This window comes from Shewanella sp. LC6, from assembly GCF_006385735.2.
GTDB lineage: Bacteria > Pseudomonadota > Gammaproteobacteria > Enterobacterales > Shewanellaceae > Shewanella > Shewanella xiamenensis.
Genome location: NZ_CP043902.1, coordinates 1,843,320 through 1,859,279, shown reverse-complemented (window position 1 = coordinate 1,859,279; position 15,960 = coordinate 1,843,320). Strand labels below are relative to the sequence as shown.

General features: G+C 46.7%; 12 protein-coding genes and 1 other annotated feature (1 of these 13 cut by a window edge). Of the genes, 3 read left to right on the top strand and 9 right to left on the bottom strand.

Annotation, left to right across the window (positions count from 1 at the left end):
* The first annotated feature begins 336 nt into the window (after nucleotides 1–336).
* Entirely contained in the window at nucleotides 337–3,054 is a 2,718-nt protein-coding gene (locus FJD32_RS08420; RefSeq protein ID WP_140907280.1) for an SO2930 family diheme c-type cytochrome, read from the top strand.
* A gap of 138 nt (nucleotides 3,055–3,192) precedes the next feature.
* Complete coding sequence (locus tag FJD32_RS08415; RefSeq protein ID WP_140907279.1) at nucleotides 3,193–4,374, top strand: SO2930 family diheme c-type cytochrome; 1,182 nt, start codon at nucleotides 3,193–3,195, stop codon at nucleotides 4,372–4,374.
* Between the two features lie 440 nt (nucleotides 4,375–4,814).
* Here the strand turns inward: FJD32_RS08415 and FJD32_RS08410 are convergent, their stop codons facing one another.
* From FJD32_RS08410 to FJD32_RS08400, 3 genes are all read right to left on the bottom strand, one after another.
* Entirely contained in the window at nucleotides 4,815–5,834 is a 1,020-nt protein-coding gene (locus FJD32_RS08410; protein WP_055648776.1) for an AraC family transcriptional regulator, read from the bottom strand.
* A 193-nt stretch (nucleotides 5,835–6,027) separates the two neighbouring features.
* Nucleotides 6,028–7,044 carry a protease SohB gene (gene sohB, locus FJD32_RS08405; protein WP_140907278.1) on the bottom strand — a complete coding sequence of 339 codons (1,017 nt, stop codon included), beginning with the start codon at nucleotides 7,042–7,044 and terminating at the stop codon, nucleotides 6,028–6,030.
* A 111-nt stretch (nucleotides 7,045–7,155) separates the two neighbouring features.
* Nucleotides 7,156–9,639 (bottom strand): VolA/Pla-1 family phospholipase, encoded by a 2,484-nt coding sequence (locus FJD32_RS08400; RefSeq protein WP_140907277.1) that lies wholly within the window; start codon nucleotides 9,637–9,639, stop codon nucleotides 7,156–7,158.
* A 261-nt stretch (nucleotides 9,640–9,900) separates the two neighbouring features.
* Here FJD32_RS08400 and FJD32_RS08395 point away from each other — a divergent pair, with 261 nt between their 5' ends.
* Nucleotides 9,901–10,638 carry a YciK family oxidoreductase gene (locus FJD32_RS08395; protein ID WP_037428600.1) on the top strand — a complete coding sequence of 246 codons (738 nt, stop codon included), beginning with the start codon at nucleotides 9,901–9,903 and terminating at the stop codon, nucleotides 10,636–10,638.
* Nucleotides 10,639–10,702: 64 nt separating this feature from the next.
* Here FJD32_RS08395 and FJD32_RS08390 read toward each other — a convergent pair whose 3' ends face one another.
* From FJD32_RS08390 to FJD32_RS08365, 6 genes are all read right to left on the bottom strand, one after another.
* Nucleotides 10,703–11,665 (bottom strand): exo-alpha-sialidase, encoded by a 963-nt coding sequence (locus FJD32_RS08390; protein WP_140907276.1) that lies wholly within the window; start codon nucleotides 11,663–11,665, stop codon nucleotides 10,703–10,705.
* A gap of 102 nt (nucleotides 11,666–11,767) precedes the next feature.
* Nucleotides 11,768–12,643, bottom strand: coding sequence for a 23S rRNA pseudouridine(2605) synthase RluB (rluB, locus tag FJD32_RS08385; protein WP_037428604.1), 876 nt, complete (start codon nucleotides 12,641–12,643; stop codon nucleotides 11,768–11,770).
* Nucleotides 12,636–13,232 (bottom strand): SMC-Scp complex subunit ScpB, encoded by a 597-nt coding sequence (scpB, locus tag FJD32_RS08380; RefSeq protein ID WP_037419998.1) that lies wholly within the window; start codon nucleotides 13,230–13,232, stop codon nucleotides 12,636–12,638. Before scpB ends, rluB begins: the two co-directional genes overlap by 8 nt.
* A 3-nt stretch (nucleotides 13,233–13,235) precedes the next feature.
* Nucleotides 13,236–14,024 carry a ScpA family protein gene (locus tag FJD32_RS08375; RefSeq protein ID WP_088585413.1) on the bottom strand — a complete coding sequence of 263 codons (789 nt, stop codon included), beginning with the start codon at nucleotides 14,022–14,024 and terminating at the stop codon, nucleotides 13,236–13,238.
* Between the two features lie 197 nt (nucleotides 14,025–14,221).
* Nucleotides 14,222–14,842 carry an L-threonylcarbamoyladenylate synthase gene (locus tag FJD32_RS08370; protein WP_037420004.1) on the bottom strand — a complete coding sequence of 207 codons (621 nt, stop codon included), beginning with the start codon at nucleotides 14,840–14,842 and terminating at the stop codon, nucleotides 14,222–14,224.
* The gene (locus FJD32_RS08365) at nucleotides 14,839–15,699 is read right to left on the bottom strand and encodes a PHP domain-containing protein (RefSeq protein WP_140907275.1); all 861 of its coding nucleotides are present in this window, start codon (nucleotides 15,697–15,699) and stop codon (nucleotides 14,839–14,841) included. Before FJD32_RS08365 ends, FJD32_RS08370 begins: the two co-directional genes overlap by 4 nt.
* A 210-nt stretch (nucleotides 15,700–15,909) precedes the next feature.
* Nucleotides 15,910–15,960 (top strand) — a sequence feature (Trp leader region); it runs 55 nt beyond the window's last position.

Here is a 15,960-nt window from a genome sequence, read left to right as displayed (position 1 = left end):
TTAAAATAAAATTAACTTTATTTTATTATTCAATCCTATTTAATCGAACGATTTTTAACATAGTGATTTTGGAGAGGCAATCTAATTAATCATTCGCTTCATGATGTTTTATTCATCTTGTAAACACTTTGTTCTAATCTGGCTTAAATATCACCCGAATAGTTTAAAACAGCCATTAAGTGGTCAGCTTTTTTGGCTTAACCATTCTAAAAAAATGAATAGGTTGCATGTCCTATCCTTCACTGTACACGGTATGATTTTGGCCATATTTCACATTGCCTTTTTCAGCTCCGAGCGCATCCTGTTAACGAAATTATAACAAAAGCAGGAGCACCTATGTTCAACAAAACAATCCACTCACTCTCAGGCAAAGAACCGACAGCCAAACAGCGTCATTTTTTGCCGAGCAACCCCAATCGTAAGGCAAATTGGCTAATGCCTACAGGCATAGCTCTATTAATGGCATTCAATCTAACAGGTTGTTTTTCTGACGATGATCCTGCACCAGTGGTAACGCCACCCGTGGTGCAGCCACCTGAAACTGGACCCACCTTTCCCGAAGGTGCAATCAAAATCCCCGCTGGCGATAACCTCACGATGCGTATTCAAGAAGCCTTAATTAACGCGCAAAGTGGTGCAGTGATCGTGCTTCCTAAAGGAACCTTTAATATCGACTCAACTTTGCTGTTCGATGGCGATGTAGATGGGGATGGCAGTTATGCCAAAAACGTCACTATCATGGGCTACGGGATGAAGGACACTATCCTTAATTTCGCCCAAGCGAACTCGGGAGATGGGATTTTCGTCCAAAACGCTCTCAACATTACCATTCAAGATCTGTCGGTTAATGAGGCAAAAAACAATGGTATCAAACTTAAAAACACTAACGGCATTATCCTGCGCCGCGTTGGTGCAGTATGGGAAGGCGAACTCGATAAAGATAATGGTGCCTATGGTTTGTATCCGGTTGAATGTGAAAACATTCTGATTGAAGACAGTTATGTTCGCGGCAGTGCCGATGCGGGGATTTATGTTGGGCAGTCCCAATATATTGTGGTGCGTCGCAATATCGCCAAAGAAAACGTGGCGGGGATTGAAATCGAAAACTCCAAATATGCCGACGTGTATAACAATGAAGCGATGGGCAATACGGGTGGGATTTTAGTGTTCGACTTACCCATCAACAACCATAGATACGGCTCTAGCGTGCGGATTTTCAACAACAAAGTGTATGACAACAACACGCCGAACTTCGCCAATGCTTCTGCTAACCCCGCAGGTGTGCATATTGTGCCGCCAGGCACTGGAGTGATCATTTTATCCACCGCAGATGTGGAAATTTTCAATAACCAAATTACCCGTCACGACACCCTAGGAGTGACTGTGAGTAGCTTTTTTATTGCAGAACCCGATATGACCTCCTTTGTCGGCAACTATGGTCAACCTGGTCAAGCGATTGAGGATGGTTGGCGTCCTGTACCACGTAATATTTATTTACACGACAACGTAATTACCGATTATGGTAGCAAGCCAAAAGGTTATTTAATTCAAGATATTATTCGAGCCTATATCATAAATCATGGCACGTTACCCGGCGTACTCTACGACGGCTTAGGGGAAATGCTTGCTAATAACGGCACCGCCGCTTACCTCGGTTTGAAAGAGACGCCCTTTGCCACTGACGGTAGCGATAACGTCTGCGCCAGTGATAACGGCAACGTATCCTATGGCCGGCTCTATGCCAACAGCAATACGGATATCAGCATCGCCGATGTGCAATATGAAAAGACCCAAAACGCCCTACTGAAATGTACTCAAGTGAGTCTGCCTGTGCATACCGTCACCTTTGCAGGCCAAGTATTTGGCTGCGGGGTTGACGATAATACCGCAGGTTGTGATGGCGGCGTATTGGTCGGTGGCGGTGGTACTATCGGTGAAGGCGAAGGCGGTCTAGTAGGCGATGGCGATCAAAGTCTGTGTAAAGCGACTGGCTCAAATGTTAGTTGGGATGCACTGCTGAAAGCAAACTGTCCTAAACTGTCGGATTACAACCTGTTTAGCGATGCCAAAAACCCCACCACAGGCCCGAATTCGGGTGGTGTCCCTTACGATCTCAACACGCAGCTCTTTACTGACTACGCCAGTAAATATCGCTTTGTGTATTTACCTGCGGGACAAAAAGCCAGTTACTCCGAAAAAGAAGCGTTTGATTTCCCTGTGGGGAGCGTTATCGTCAAATCCTTTGCCTTGCCAAGCGATACCAGTAAGCGCGGTATTAGCAACGAGAGCTTGATTGAAACCCGCTTACTCATCCATCGTCCAACGGGCTGGAGCGCACTGCCCTATGTGTGGAATGCAGATAAAACCGATGCCACGTTGGCGAAAGCGGGAGCGATTAGCAGTCAAACGTTGAGCCATAAAGGGGAAAGTCTGACCTTTAACTACATGGTCCCGAGCATGAACCAATGTAAGCAGTGTCACCAATTTAAAGCCGATAACAATAGCAATGCCGTGTTTGTGCCTATTGGTCCTAAGGCGCGCCATTTGAACCGCAATTACAGCTATCAAGACGGCAGTATGAACCAACTGCTGAAATGGGAAAGCCTTGGTATTTTGCAAGGGTTGCCCAACCTAAGCCAAGTGCCGCAAGTGCCCGCCTACCACGATGGTGACGAAGCGACCGTCGCAAGCTTAAGCGATACAGCATTAATGCAAACGGCTAAGGGTTATCTCGACATCAACTGCGCCCATTGCCATAGACCCGAGGGCAACGCCTCTAATACTGGCCTAAAACTCGAGTACTGGCGTGGCTACAGCGATGATGCAGGTTTCTCCCATGGCACCTGTAAATCACCGGTTGCCTATGGCGGTGGAAACTTAGGTTTCGATATAGTCCCAGGCAATGCCGCTGAGTCCATCCTGCACTTTAGAATGCAAAGCACGACTCCGGGCGATCGTATGCCTGAAATTGGCCGAAGCTTAGCCCATGATGAAGGCGTCGCGTTGATCAGCGAATGGATTAAACGTCTACCCGCAGCAAGCTGCTCACGCTAGCGTTAACGTCACAGTGGGTGAAAGCATGCTTGCAATCACCCACTTGCTTACCACTTCAAGACAGAGCGACACCCTGACATTGAAGGCCAACTCGAGGCCTTCTTATTTTCTAATGACATCTTAACGAGCTGATAATCCATGAAAAATCGCCAAACACTTTCGTTGGTGTTGATTATCACTGTGCTGCTCACAGCCTGCGGTGGAAGTGACAGCCAAAGCAGCGATAGCGGCCAAACACCGCCGCCCACGACCCCAACCAATCCAACGATACCAACTAGCCTTTGTGTGAATACTTCAGGGCAAGTTAACTGGTCCGCCTTGATGGCAGAAGACTGCCCAGTGTTAAGTCAATATGGTCTCTTTATCGACCCGACGAACCCAACCATACAGCCACAAGCTCCGGGGTTTAGCTATCAGCTCGCTACGCAGCTGTTTTCTAACTATGCCAGCAAATACCGCTTTATCTATTTACCCGCGGGCAGCAGCATACAGTACCAAGCGCAGGAGGCATTTGAGTTTCCAACTGGCGCCGTGCTGGTTAAAACCTTTGCTCTTCCACAGGATACAGCTATCACAGGCATAGCCAACGAAACGCTAATCGAAACGCGGCTATTGATAAAACGCCCTCAAGGTTGGACAAGTCTGGTTTATCAATGGCAACAAGGTGAGGCAAAGCTGCTTACCGCCGGCGCAAGCGTGCATCATACCCTGATTAACCAAGGCCAAAGCCAAAGCTTCGATTACAACATACCGAGCCGCGCCGAGTGCAAAATTTGTCACCAAACCAACCAAGATAACAGCAGCCAAATCATTCCGATTGGCCTTAAAGCCCACTTATTGAATCGCGACATCGTCGACCAAGGACAAATCGTCAATCAACTCAGCCTGTGGGCCAAACAAGGCAAGCTTGAGCAGTTACCCGAGTTAAGCCAAGTGGCCAAAACCTATGCAATTGACAACCCTCAAGCCGATTTAACCGCCCGCGCTAAGGGCTATTTAGATGTAAACTGCGCCCACTGCCATAGCGCTAAAGGCTTTGCCAGTATCTCTGGATTACGCCTCGGTTTTTATATTGATCACACCAGTTATCAATATGGGATCTGCAAGCAGCCTCCGGGATGGGATGGCGGTGCGAAAGGACTTGATTACGATATTGTCCCCGGCAATGCTGAACATTCGATTTTGCTGTATCGCCAAACGCTCTCTGAACCGAAAGATCGCATGCCGCCTATCGGTCGCAATCTTGAGCACCAAGAAGGCGTTGAATTAATTCGTCAATGGATAGATTCACTGGCACCGAGTTTAGGGAATTGTATTTAGGAAAGTGCTGAGTAGTACTAGGGCGTGTTGACGTTTCAGGGTTATTTTTGCAGCAATGTGGCTGGCTTTTATGCAAGGCAAAGTCCGTGCAGTGTAGTTATTCTACATAAACGGACGATAACGCGGCAGAAAAGCCAGCCAAATGCTGCCCTAAGGGTTCGTCTGGCAAGCCCTTGCTCTTACTTTCTGTCATAAGAGCCGCTCGTCATTTGAGTAAACTACACATCATTCCTCGTTTCGCGAGCACGTGCTTTCCAGAACGAACAAAATCTAATCTCGAAACGTCAACACGCCCTAATGTCACTCACATTGCATAGCAATGGAGTGACGTTAAACAAAAAATAAAAGGGATAAACAAGGATGAAATTGAATATAGGATAGCGCCGTTTCCCTTAAAGTATCGCTTCCGTTTTTAACCAATTAAGCTAGTTCACTATCCTTTAGCCGCAGTTAAGCCGACTAAAATACCCTGGCGGATGGCCAATCCAGTGCTTAAAGGATTGACGGAAATGGCTCACATCGCTGTAGCCTAAGGTCTCGGCAATCGCCTCAATATCTAGCTTGTTGGCTAAAATCAACTCGACCGCCCGTTGGCAGCGCACCTGATCAACGAGACGCTGATAACTCGATCCCAGCTGAGCAAGTTTACGCCGAAAACTGCGGTCGCTCATATGCAGCTGCGCCGCCATTTCATCTAAATGAAGTACATGGGGAAAATGTGCGCGGATCGCTATCAATACGGTTTCGATAAAGGAGGTGGTAAAAGCTGAAGGCGTTATCTCTGCAAATTTAGGGAAAGGATAGTTTATTGCAAGAGCAAGATAATCAAGGGAAATACTCCATTCGTAATATTCGCAATTAAACTGCACTTTCGCACCCGTTGCCTCCTCTAAAAAATGGCAGTCTCGACCTGACCCAACCAAATTAATTTGACTTAGCGTTATCGCCTCCCCAGTCAGCTCTCTGGCGAGCCCCAATAGTGACCCAATACTGTGTAAAAACTGAAATCCGTATTGTGCTTTATCAATACGACCCGTATTAAGCCAACGAATGCAAACACTGTCATCTGTTAGACGTACCAAAGAATCAGTAAAACTACCAACTAAACTCGGGTGATTAATCACAAACTGTAAGCAGGCCTGCAATGAGCTAAGTTGAGCAAGATGGGGCAACAATACATCTAAGCTACTCACCCGATAACTCAGCCCTAATTTAGTACCAATATCGGGATCTCCACCCTGTAAGCGTAAAAACTCCATCGCATATTCCACCTGCCAGACAAAGACAAACTGGCAATGATTAAGCTCAGTCCGGCCAACACCAATATGACCACAGACTTGCTGTAAGGCTTTTTCGCCTAACTGTGAGGCAATAAAGTCGAGAATATTACGCAGCTCAAATGCGGGATAGGTTTGATCGCCTACCATCAGGTTCGTCTTGTAATCGACGCGCTGTAACATGGAATATCCTTAATGTGATTTGTTCAGCTTTTAATTCCCTAGGTGATTAGTTGTATAAGATCTCGCTTATTTTGAATAGTCTTAAACCAAACTTAATGTTAAAAAAATGTATTATTTCATTTCGCGCCCAAACAAAACAAAAACGCCTGCATATTCGCAGGCGTTTTCATCTGTATTAAGTCAATGCGTCGGCTTACATGGGACGATTTTTCTCAACTAATCGATTAAAAATCGCATTTACCGACAGGGACGCACCATGGGCGATTTTATCGGCTAGTTTCTTGCGCACCTGATAACGCAGCTTATACACGGTACGTTCGCCCGCTAACTGCATTAACACATCATCACTGGTTGAAATCGCATCGATAAGGCCTAATTCAATCGCCTGTTGACCGTACCAATGTTCACCAGTGGCCACCTTTGCCAAATCGAGCTGAGGACGATATTTGGTTACAAAAGCTTTAAACAGCTCATGGGTTTCTTCGAGCTCCTGTTGGAACTTCTGTCTGCCCTCGTCAGTATTTTCGCCAAAGACGGTTAAGGTGCGCTTAAAGTCACCGGCTGTGTGTTGCTCATAATCAATTTCGTGCTTTTTCAGCAAACGGTTGAAGTTAGGCAACTGAGCAACTACCCCGATAGAACCCACGATGGCGAATGGCGCGGCATATATTTTATTGGCGACACAGGCCATCATATAACCACCGCTGGCGGCAACTTTATCCACGCAAATCGTTAATGGGATCTCGGCCTGACGCAGACGATCGAGCTGGCTCGATGCCAATCCATAACCATGCACCATGCCACCGCCACTTTCGACATTGACAATAACTTCATCACCCTTTTCGGCGATGGTTAAAATTGCGCTGATTTCTTCGCGCAAAGATGCTACTTCGGCGGCATCAATACTACCTTTAAAATCAATGACAAAGACCTTGCCTTTGTGGTCTTTTTCGGCCGCGTTTTCCTTCGCCTTTTCGTCTGCTTTCAGCTGTTTTTCGTAGGCTTTAAACTGCTTCTTCGTCAGCAGTTCCTCCTTCAAACTGTGCTTTAGTTCTTCCAGTTCTTCTGAAAGGTTAGTGATCCTCAGTTCACCTTTATCCGATTTGTGCTTCACAGTGGACGCGAGGACGACAATAATCACAGCAACAATCGCAACAACGATAGTCACAGCTTTGGCCAAAAACATGCCATATTCGTATAGAAATTCCAAAGTACTCTCCGTTGGGACCTAAGGTGATCCGGTTTAATGCGCGCTATTCTAACAGCCTAAAGCGCCATAAAAAAACCCAGCAAAGGCTGGGTTTTTAGGATTTAACTCGGATTAGTTAGGACAAGTCGCGATCACACTTGGATCGGTGACGTAAATAGTGGCCTCACCTTTACCCGCAGTCGATGCATAGGTTGCTACTTGAGTCTGCATCTCTACCGTTGCCGCAGCTGCCATACCATCTGTAGAACTCTTCTCGCTTGGGTCAACAATAGAACTGTGATGGCCCTTGGCAAAACGCACCACACCAAGCCCTTTCGTCGTAGCATCGACGCAAGGTAAACCCATTGCAGAGATCAGCGGTTCAGTACCTGATAATGGGAAGTTATCGACACTATTAGGTAACACTTGATCCGCTAAGTTACCATTACCATCACCAGCGACTTCAATTAAGTGCACAGGTAATCCTGTTGCTTTTAACATGCCAGCATGGTTAACCGGATCTGCTGAGTCCACCGCCGTTTGCACAGCAAAGGCAAAAGTAGGAATAAATTGCGCGTAAACCGCCTGAACTAATGCCGCATATTCAGGGCTGCCTGGCTCATATCCTGCCGTATTAGCCTTATCGACTAAAGCTTTGAATGTCGCCGAAGCAGTGACATTATTAAACAGTACGGGACCGAAGGTGGCTGAACCGGCAAAAGCGCCTGCTAAACCACCAGCAGGAGCAACCAAAGAAGCCGCATTAATCACATAAGGGTTAGGTAAGGCTTCACCCGTGGTTGGATTTCTCATCCCCGTGCTGGCATAGGTAGCAAAATCGGTTCCCACAATCGCACCTAAACTTAACCCCTGCGCACTGATCTTAGAGACATCAAATACTTGTGGTTGATTAGCCTGCGCAAGCCCTTGTGCGAAGCCAGTTAAGGCTAAACGCACGCCAAGGTGATCCATGGTTGCCTGACGGAAGTTATCTCGCACAGAAAGTGTGCTTGAGATATTGACAAAGACTAACGGGTTACCATTTTTAAAGGCATCCGGAGTACCAATCACATTGCCAAAAGAGGGATCGGTTGCCGAAACTTCGTAAATACCATCCCCATTGGCATCAAATGAACGAGCACCATGTAAAGGCATATCGATAGCTACCGTTGCCACGCCCATGGCCGCATAAGAACCCGCATAAGCTAAAGACATTTCCTTACCGCCACCTAAACCATGCAGCGCAATCGTGGTTGGCCAGCCTGATGTTGGTGGTGTAAAGGTTAAGCCTTGCTGCTGATAGAAGGCCGCGAGTTTAGTGGCATTAGGCATAGAAATCAGTACAGGTACCGTTTCATAACCTTTAATCGCAGGGATTGGGTTAAATTTGGTCAAATGTTTGGTTTTATCAACCGCAGTACCATCGTCTAATAGCCAGGTTTTACCTGCCATTAGCGAAGGATTAGCTAATGCATCAGCGGGGTTAGCAATACCATTAGCGACAGCCTGCATACCAAAGTTAGTTTGGCTTAAGGTACCCGCTTGCAGCGCTAATAGCACAGAAACTGGGCTATCGCCTTGGGCTTTCCAACTCCCATTTATTAATGGTTTACCTTCTGCAGATAAACAACTGACAGAAGAACAATCACCGTAAATTGGCAATTTAATTTTTGCAGTATAGACATCCGCTAAATTTGAAACCACGTAAGCCATACCATCTGCTGGTTTTAATCTCGCAGCCTGAGCCACAGTTAACCCAGTAGGAGTCGGCATTTGTGCAAAACTAGGTGCATAGGGAGCGCCTCTTGCCATCAATAGTTTTGTGGTTTCATAAACATTTGCGACTGATTGAGTAGTGAACAAGCCAGAGTAGGTAATTGTTGAAGTATCAACATTATGTGCAGCTGCTATCCCCTTCTCATAACTATTGATTAAGGTTTGCAACATCAGTTGATCTGGCGTTTCTAGAGGCAGCGTATTGATATCCATCTTCAACGTACCATAGGTTGTTGAAGGGGCAATGCCGCGTCCCTCTGAATCCTGAATTAACTTAGTGGTCGCATAAATATAAGACTGACCCGCTTTAAGCGGTTTTAGTGGAATAATGACGACTTTATTGCCTGAGGCAGTAGAAACAAAGTCCACACCAAATTGTAATTCAGCCCCTACTTTACAAGCTGATACTGACGGTTTGGCTTTACACTCAGGATCAGAGGACAAAGCGCCCCCCACGGTAGCCTCAAACATTCTTACCGCGCCAGGCTGGGCAACAGATGCCGCCATCAGGGTGAGCTGGGTGCCATCATGATCTTTTGCTAAATCGATATCGATTGAAATGGGCGACGTAGTTGACCATCCATCTAATGCACCGAGTGCAATCTGAGGATCGGTATAATTACCAGAACTTTCACCCGGTATAGATAAAGTACCATCCTTAGTGCCGCTGAACAGGAGGTCATTTGGCAAAGGAACTTTAGAGTTAGCAGGGTCGAATACCATATGGGATTCAGGGATGAGCGGCTCCGTCTTATCCTTGAGTTCGTTATAACTGTCCTCGCCACATCCTGTGAGGCCCAGTGCTGATGCAATCGCAACACACAAAATGAGTCTTTTCATTTTTTTTCCCCAAATCTTGTTGTAATAGTTTTGTTTTCCCCAAGAAATTAGTCACAATAGCGCAAAAGCTATGACTAATAGGGCTTATGTTAGCCCCTAACTCATTTCAAGTTAACGTAAAAATATTGAGTTAGCCACAAGTTTGTCACAAAGATTTTAGCTATTTATAACAAAGTTTCATTCATTTGTTTGAAACATGCGTTTAGCAGTTCAGCGACTCTAGAAGTGGCGGGCATTTTCGCCAAGAGGAATAAAAGGCTCATGTTGGAATATCAAGCAGCAAAAGATTTACTTAAAGGTAAAACTATTTTAGTCACTGGTGCAGGAGCAGGCATTGGTCGCGCGGCGGCTATCGAATTTGCCAAGCATGGCGCCACGGTGATTTTACTCGGTAAAACCGTTAAAAAACTCGAAGCCGTTTACGATGTTATCGAGCAAGCGGGTTATCCGATGCCAGCCATTGTGCCACTGGATTTAAAAGGTGCGACCGAACAAAACTACCGTGATATGGCCGACACGATCAGCGAACAGTTCGGCCATTTAGATGGTTTACTGCATAATGCCAGTTTACTCGGCGCCCTAGGTCCGTTTGAACACATCGATATTCCTTCACTTGAAGATGTACTTAAAGTCAATGTCACCGCACAAGTGATGCTAACCAAGGCATTACTGCCAGTGCTACGCCAAGCACCAAGTGCCTCGATTATTTTCACCTCCAGCAGTGTTGGTCGTCAGGGCCGCGCCTACTGGGGGCCCTATGCCTTCTCGAAATTTGCCACCGAAGGCATGATGCAGGTACTCGCCCACGAATGTGATGGCACTTCAGTCCGCGTGAACAGCATTAACCCAGGCGCAACGCGCACCGAAATGCGTGCTAAAGCATACCCTGCCGAAAATCCATTCGATTTAAAAACGGCCGAAGAAATCATGCCGACTTACTTGTATTTAATGGGACAGGACTCTAGCGATATTAACGGTCAGCAATTCAATGCCCAGTAAGTAAGGCTCACTAAACGCTGTGGTATAAAAGTAAAGGGAACCGAATGGTTCCCTTTACTTTTACTCAGTCGCTGAGTCTAATTTTAGCAAAGTAAATCATTGTTTTAGACTTCTCTTGCAAGTTATCACTTTGGACTTGAATATTATCGGGAACCGATACCTGCTCGTGACTTGAATAATAACTCACCCAAAGATGATCACCTTTCAGAACAATGCCAGCATAACTAGTATCGCCCTGCGAAGGTAACGTGAGCCTCTCATGAATAGCGCCCGTATCTTGATTTATTTCAATAAGTGCAGTGCGAATGTTCCCTTCATAAAGACGTACAACCGCCATCAAACGGGATTGATAGACAAACAGCACTGGCCCACCGATGCGTTTATCGAGTGTTTGCCAAGTCCATTGCTTGAAAGGTGGCAAGCTGTGACCCAGTAAACCTAAAAACTCGTCACTCCACACGGGATCGCGCCTTAATAAACAAAAACAACTCCCTTGGTGAAATACAAGCGAACTTTCATTTACATAACCTTGGTCGTTAAAAACAGGCATCCAAGGTTTAAAGAGCTGTCCATCGTCACTTTTGTAGAAACGGGTATCTCCATCAGGCCCCGCCCGATATCCCACACCATAAAGTGCATCTTGATGCTCAGTTAAACGCCATAACCAGTAACCTATATCAGCTACCGCCTGCGGTTCGGACCAATTTACGCCATCCTTTGAGCGCCAAAGATAGGATTGTAAACCTGATTTATTGTGCAAAGTACCACCACCCAATAGCAACAACTCACCTCGAAATTCAATTAATTTGCCATCCCGTAAATCAGCATGAGCCGAAGTCAGCAGCGCCACACTTTGCCAATTTTCCCCGGCATCATGGGAGCAAAGAATACGTAAAGCGCCATCAGGAGATACGTGAGCAGAGCCTTCTCGAAATACACAAAATAATGCCCCTTGGTATAACACCAGATCGGTAAAAGCATTATGCTCACCTTGCGCCCAAATTCGCTTGACCGATATTAATTCCATGGTTCATCTCCTCGTCATCTTTAGGCTTGTTATAGCATAACCATAGGCTACAGAAAGCAAAAAAGGCCGCAAGCGGCCTTTTAACTGGGTAACATAAACCGATTAACTACGTTGACGCGTTGGCTTCGATTTACCCGTTGAGGTGACTTTATGCTTACGTACAGCGCGGCGAATTTTGGCACTCTTCACCTGCGCACGGGCCACACTGTGTTTATCTGCAGCCAGCATAGTGCGAGTTTCAGGTTCAAGGCCCGCTAATTGGCGCAGGTAGTTAACTTGCTCAATTGGCAATTCAATCCAACCACCACGGGGTAAAGATTTAGGTAATTCCACCATACCATAGCGCACACGGATAAGACGGCTAACTTGCACCTCTTGGGATTCCCATAAACGGCGCACTTCACGGTTACGGCCTTCACGTAAACACACGTGCCACCATTGGTTCATACCCTCACCACCCGCGGCTTTAATGGCATCAAACTGTGCCATACCGTCTTCTAACATCACGCCGGTACGCAGACGTTGTACCGCAGCCTCTGGTACTTCACCAAAGGTACGAACCGCGTATTCGCGTTCAACTTCGTTAGACGGGTGCATCAAACGGTTTGCCAGTTCACCATCAGAGGTAAACAGCAATAGGCCTGAAGTGTTGATATCCAGACGGCCTACCGCAACCCAGCGCGAATCACGCACTTTAGGCAAGCGGTCAAACACAGTTGGACGACCTTCAGGGTCTTTACGGCTACAAATCTCACCTTCGGGTTTGTGATAGGCCAGCACGCGGCAAATCACATCATCGGCAGACTTGAGCGATATGGCTCGACCATCGATACGTACTTTTGCATCAGCTTCGATACGATCGCCAAGATTGGCAATCACGCCATCAATACTAACTCGGCCTGCAGCAATCCATGCCTCCATCTCACGACGGGAGCCATGGCCTGCACGGGCCAAGACTTTCTGCAATTTTTCACTCATTAGTATCTTGCTCTTCTGACTGTTCAGGCGTTACTTTCAAACCCGAAAATACCGCCTGCAATGACTCAGTATCCGTAAGCGCGGGTAAATCCGCGAGGGTATCTAAGCCAAAATAGGCTAAAAATTCTAAGGTCGTGGCGTAGAGTGCGGGTCGCCCCGGGACTTCTTTATGGCCAACGACTTTAATCCAATGTCTATCTGACAAACTTTTGATGATGTGACTACTAATGGCCACACCACGCACCTGCTCAATATCACCACGGGTCACAGGTTGACGATAGGCGATCACCGCCAGAGTCTCTAATGTTGCCCGCGAATACTTAGGTGCTTTTTCCTGCCACAGGGGTTGCAAAAACGGACTCAGGACTTCCAAGGTCTGGAAGCGATAACCTCCAGCCACTTTCACAAGTTGAACACCCCGTTCCTGATAATCCTGTTGCAACTCGTCCAATGCGGCTTTGATTTTGTCTCTGGAAACACTGAAATCCGCCAACACGGTTTCTTTCAACATTTTCACCGACAAGGGTTTCCCCAATACAAACAGACTCGCTTCAATAAGCTGTTTTAATTGAATTGGATTTATCTGCATCAATTAATAGGCCTTTACATAAATAGTTGAAAACGGCTCTGTTTGGTACAATTCCACTAATAATTCTTTGACCAATTCCATTAGCGCTAAAAAGGTCACCACCACACCGGCGCGGCCTTCTTCGGCACTGAATAAACACTCAAAGGGCGTAAACGTCTCGCTATTAAGCATGGCTAAAATTTGGCTCATGCGCTCGCGGGTCGATAACTGTTCACGCTTAACATGATGATCTTCATTGGCATCAATACGTTTAAGCACCTCGCCAAAGGCGCGGGCGATTTCAAATAACGATACATCAGGCGGGATCACCAAAGGTTTAATATTTGGTGAAGGTGCCGCGATTGCTTGAAACACATCGCGTTCAAGCCGAGGTAAATCATCAATTTTTTGCGAGGCTTCCTTGATTACCTCATAGGCCTTCAATTGACGGATCAACTGGGCCCGTGGATCTTCTTCCACCTCATCTTCCGCCACCATACGCGGCAGCAGCAGACGGGATTTAATCTCGGCCAGTGTAGCCGCCATGACCAAATAATCCGAGGCCAGTTCAATACGCGCCTGAGTGAGCATCGCGATATATTCTAAATATTGCGCGGTGATCTGAGAAATGGGTAAATCTACAACATCTAATTTTTGCTTACGGATCAGATACAAAAGTAAGTCTAGCGGCCCTTCAAAGGACTCCAAGAACACTTCCAACGCCTCAGGTGGAATAAACAAATCCTGCGGCATTTCGGTCATCGCCTGACCACGAACAACGGCTAAGGGTAAACTTTGTTGCGTGCCCTGCATCCGCTATCCCCATGTAAAACAATCACCTTGAAACCGCCATTCCCAAGCAAGCAGTATCAGCCTCATTAACTCGAGTTGACTCGCTTCTTCGCAAACGCGCGATTATACCCGTAATTTAATGGCGATAAAACTGCCAAATGACGGTTTTATCGGGCTAACATACGCTGCCATACACTATCGCTGAGACAAACCTGATTTTACAGAAACGGAGTCACATCCCCAGCGCCTTCACGCAGGACTTCGAACCCATCTTCCGACATATCGATGACAGTGGTTGGCTTTTCACCTAAATAACCACCATGAATAATCACATCCACTTGATGCTCTAACAGGTCGCGAATATGTTCAGGGTCCGACTCGGCAAATTCTGCGTTTGGCATCACCAAACTGGTCGACATCAACGGCGCATCTAACGCCTCGAGCAGTGCTAAGGCAATCACATTGTCTGGCACGCGGATACCAATGGTTTTTTTCTTGTCATTTTGCAGACGACGGGGCACTTCCTTACTCGCCTTAAAAATGAAAGTGTACGGCCCTGGCGTGCAACTTTTTAGGATGCGATAGGCCTGATTATCCACCTTGGCGTAGGTCGCTAATTCAGATAAGTCACGGCACATTAACGAGAAATTATGATCGTGTTCGATTTGACGAATGCGAGTAATGCGCGTCATTGCGTCTTTCTCACCGATCATGCAACCGAGGGCATAACCCGAATCGGTTGGATACACAATTACGCCGCCGGACTTCAGCACAGCCACGGCTTGACTAATCAAACGTGTCTGTGGATTTACTTCGTGTACATAAAAAAATTGACTCATGGTCGTTCCATCCAAGATCCCGACTGCCAGACCCAATCAATACCTTGAGGCTGGTAGAGATTTTTACCTAATTCAATCCAATTGCTTGGAAAGTGAAAATCACTTCCTATCGATGCAAGCAACTGATTTTGGACACTCAGCGCCACTAAATTGGCCCTATCATCCACCGTTTGCTGGCCGAGCACCACTTCCATGGCATCCCCGCCTGCTTCTTTAAATTCTCGCACTAAACGCTTTAACCACTTGGCAGACAGCTTATAACCACTCGGATGTGCCAATACCGCGAGCCCGCCCGCGTTGTGGATCACCTTAATTGCGCTGGCCATATCGCCCCAATTATTGGGCACATAACCCGTCTTACCACGGGCTAAGTAACGCTTAAATACACTGGGCATATCCACCGCATAACCGTGATCGGCAAGCCAACGAGCATAGTGACCACGGCTTAACGCTGCGCCTGCCGCAATTGCTTTTGCGCCTTCATAGGCGCCTTCGATCCCGGCTTTAGCCAATCGATGGCCGATTTCTTCGGCACGAAGCTCACGTAACTCACGCTGGTTTTCTAAAAACGTTAATAACTCTGTGTGGGTTTCATCAAAATTGAGCGCCACAATGTGAATATCGTAACTATTCCATCGGGTTGAAATCTCAACCCCAGAAATCAGCTTTAACGGTTCGGTCTGCGCTTGATTGAAGGCGCGGGCTTCACTTAAGCCTGCAACCGTATCGTGATCCGTTATCGCAAATAACTGCACGCCCTTTTCAAGGGCTCTGGCGACCAGCTCGGACGGCGTGAGATGACCGTCAGATGCGGTCGTGTGGCTGTGCAAGTCAGCCAAGATGCTTTGAGTATTCATGCCGTTATTGTACGTTAATTTAAGATGAAATGTGCATTTATCTCACACTTTATCCAGCAGGAACCGCATTTGACACAGTGAGTTAGCCACATGAATCCATCATTTTGAAAAATATTCAATTGACTTTCGCCTCAGGCTCATGTTTTCTATAGCTCAACTAACGAATTATTGAGACCCTTTTGAATGACTCATACTAACGCTTCTTTCAACATCATTTGGTGGTGGCACTTCCCAACGTAGCGGGTGGTGTGAAGCTCTGTG

What these genes read in the sequence shown, in the direction of transcription:
- FJD32_RS08420 (WP_140907280.1), top strand. Translation starts at nt 337, where the DNA reads ATGTTCAACAAAACAATCCACTCACTCTCAGGCAAAGAACCGACAGCC.
- FJD32_RS08415 (WP_140907279.1), top strand. Translation starts at nt 3,193, where the DNA reads ATGAAAAATCGCCAAACACTTTCGTTGGTGTTGATTATCACTGTGCTG.
- FJD32_RS08410 (WP_055648776.1), bottom strand. Translation starts at nt 5,834, where the DNA reads ATGTTACAGCGCGTCGATTACAAGACGAACCTGATGGTAGGCGATCAA.
- FJD32_RS08400 (WP_140907277.1), bottom strand. Translation starts at nt 9,639, where the DNA reads ATGAAAAGACTCATTTTGTGTGTTGCGATTGCATCAGCACTGGGCCTC.
- FJD32_RS08395 (WP_037428600.1), top strand. Translation starts at nt 9,901, where the DNA reads ATGTTGGAATATCAAGCAGCAAAAGATTTACTTAAAGGTAAAACTATT.
- FJD32_RS08390 (WP_140907276.1), bottom strand. Translation starts at nt 11,665, where the DNA reads ATGGAATTAATATCGGTCAAGCGAATTTGGGCGCAAGGTGAGCATAAT.
- rluB (WP_037428604.1), bottom strand. Translation starts at nt 12,643, where the DNA reads ATGAGTGAAAAATTGCAGAAAGTCTTGGCCCGTGCAGGCCATGGCTCC.
- scpB (WP_037419998.1), bottom strand. Translation starts at nt 13,232, where the DNA reads ATGCAGATAAATCCAATTCAATTAAAACAGCTTATTGAAGCGAGTCTG.
- FJD32_RS08375 (WP_088585413.1), bottom strand. Translation starts at nt 14,024, where the DNA reads ATGCAGGGCACGCAACAAAGTTTACCCTTAGCCGTTGTTCGTGGTCAG.
- FJD32_RS08370 (WP_037420004.1), bottom strand. Translation starts at nt 14,842, where the DNA reads ATGAGTCAATTTTTTTATGTACACGAAGTAAATCCACAGACACGTTTG.
- FJD32_RS08365 (WP_140907275.1), bottom strand. Translation starts at nt 15,699, where the DNA reads ATGAATACTCAAAGCATCTTGGCTGACTTGCACAGCCACACGACCGCA.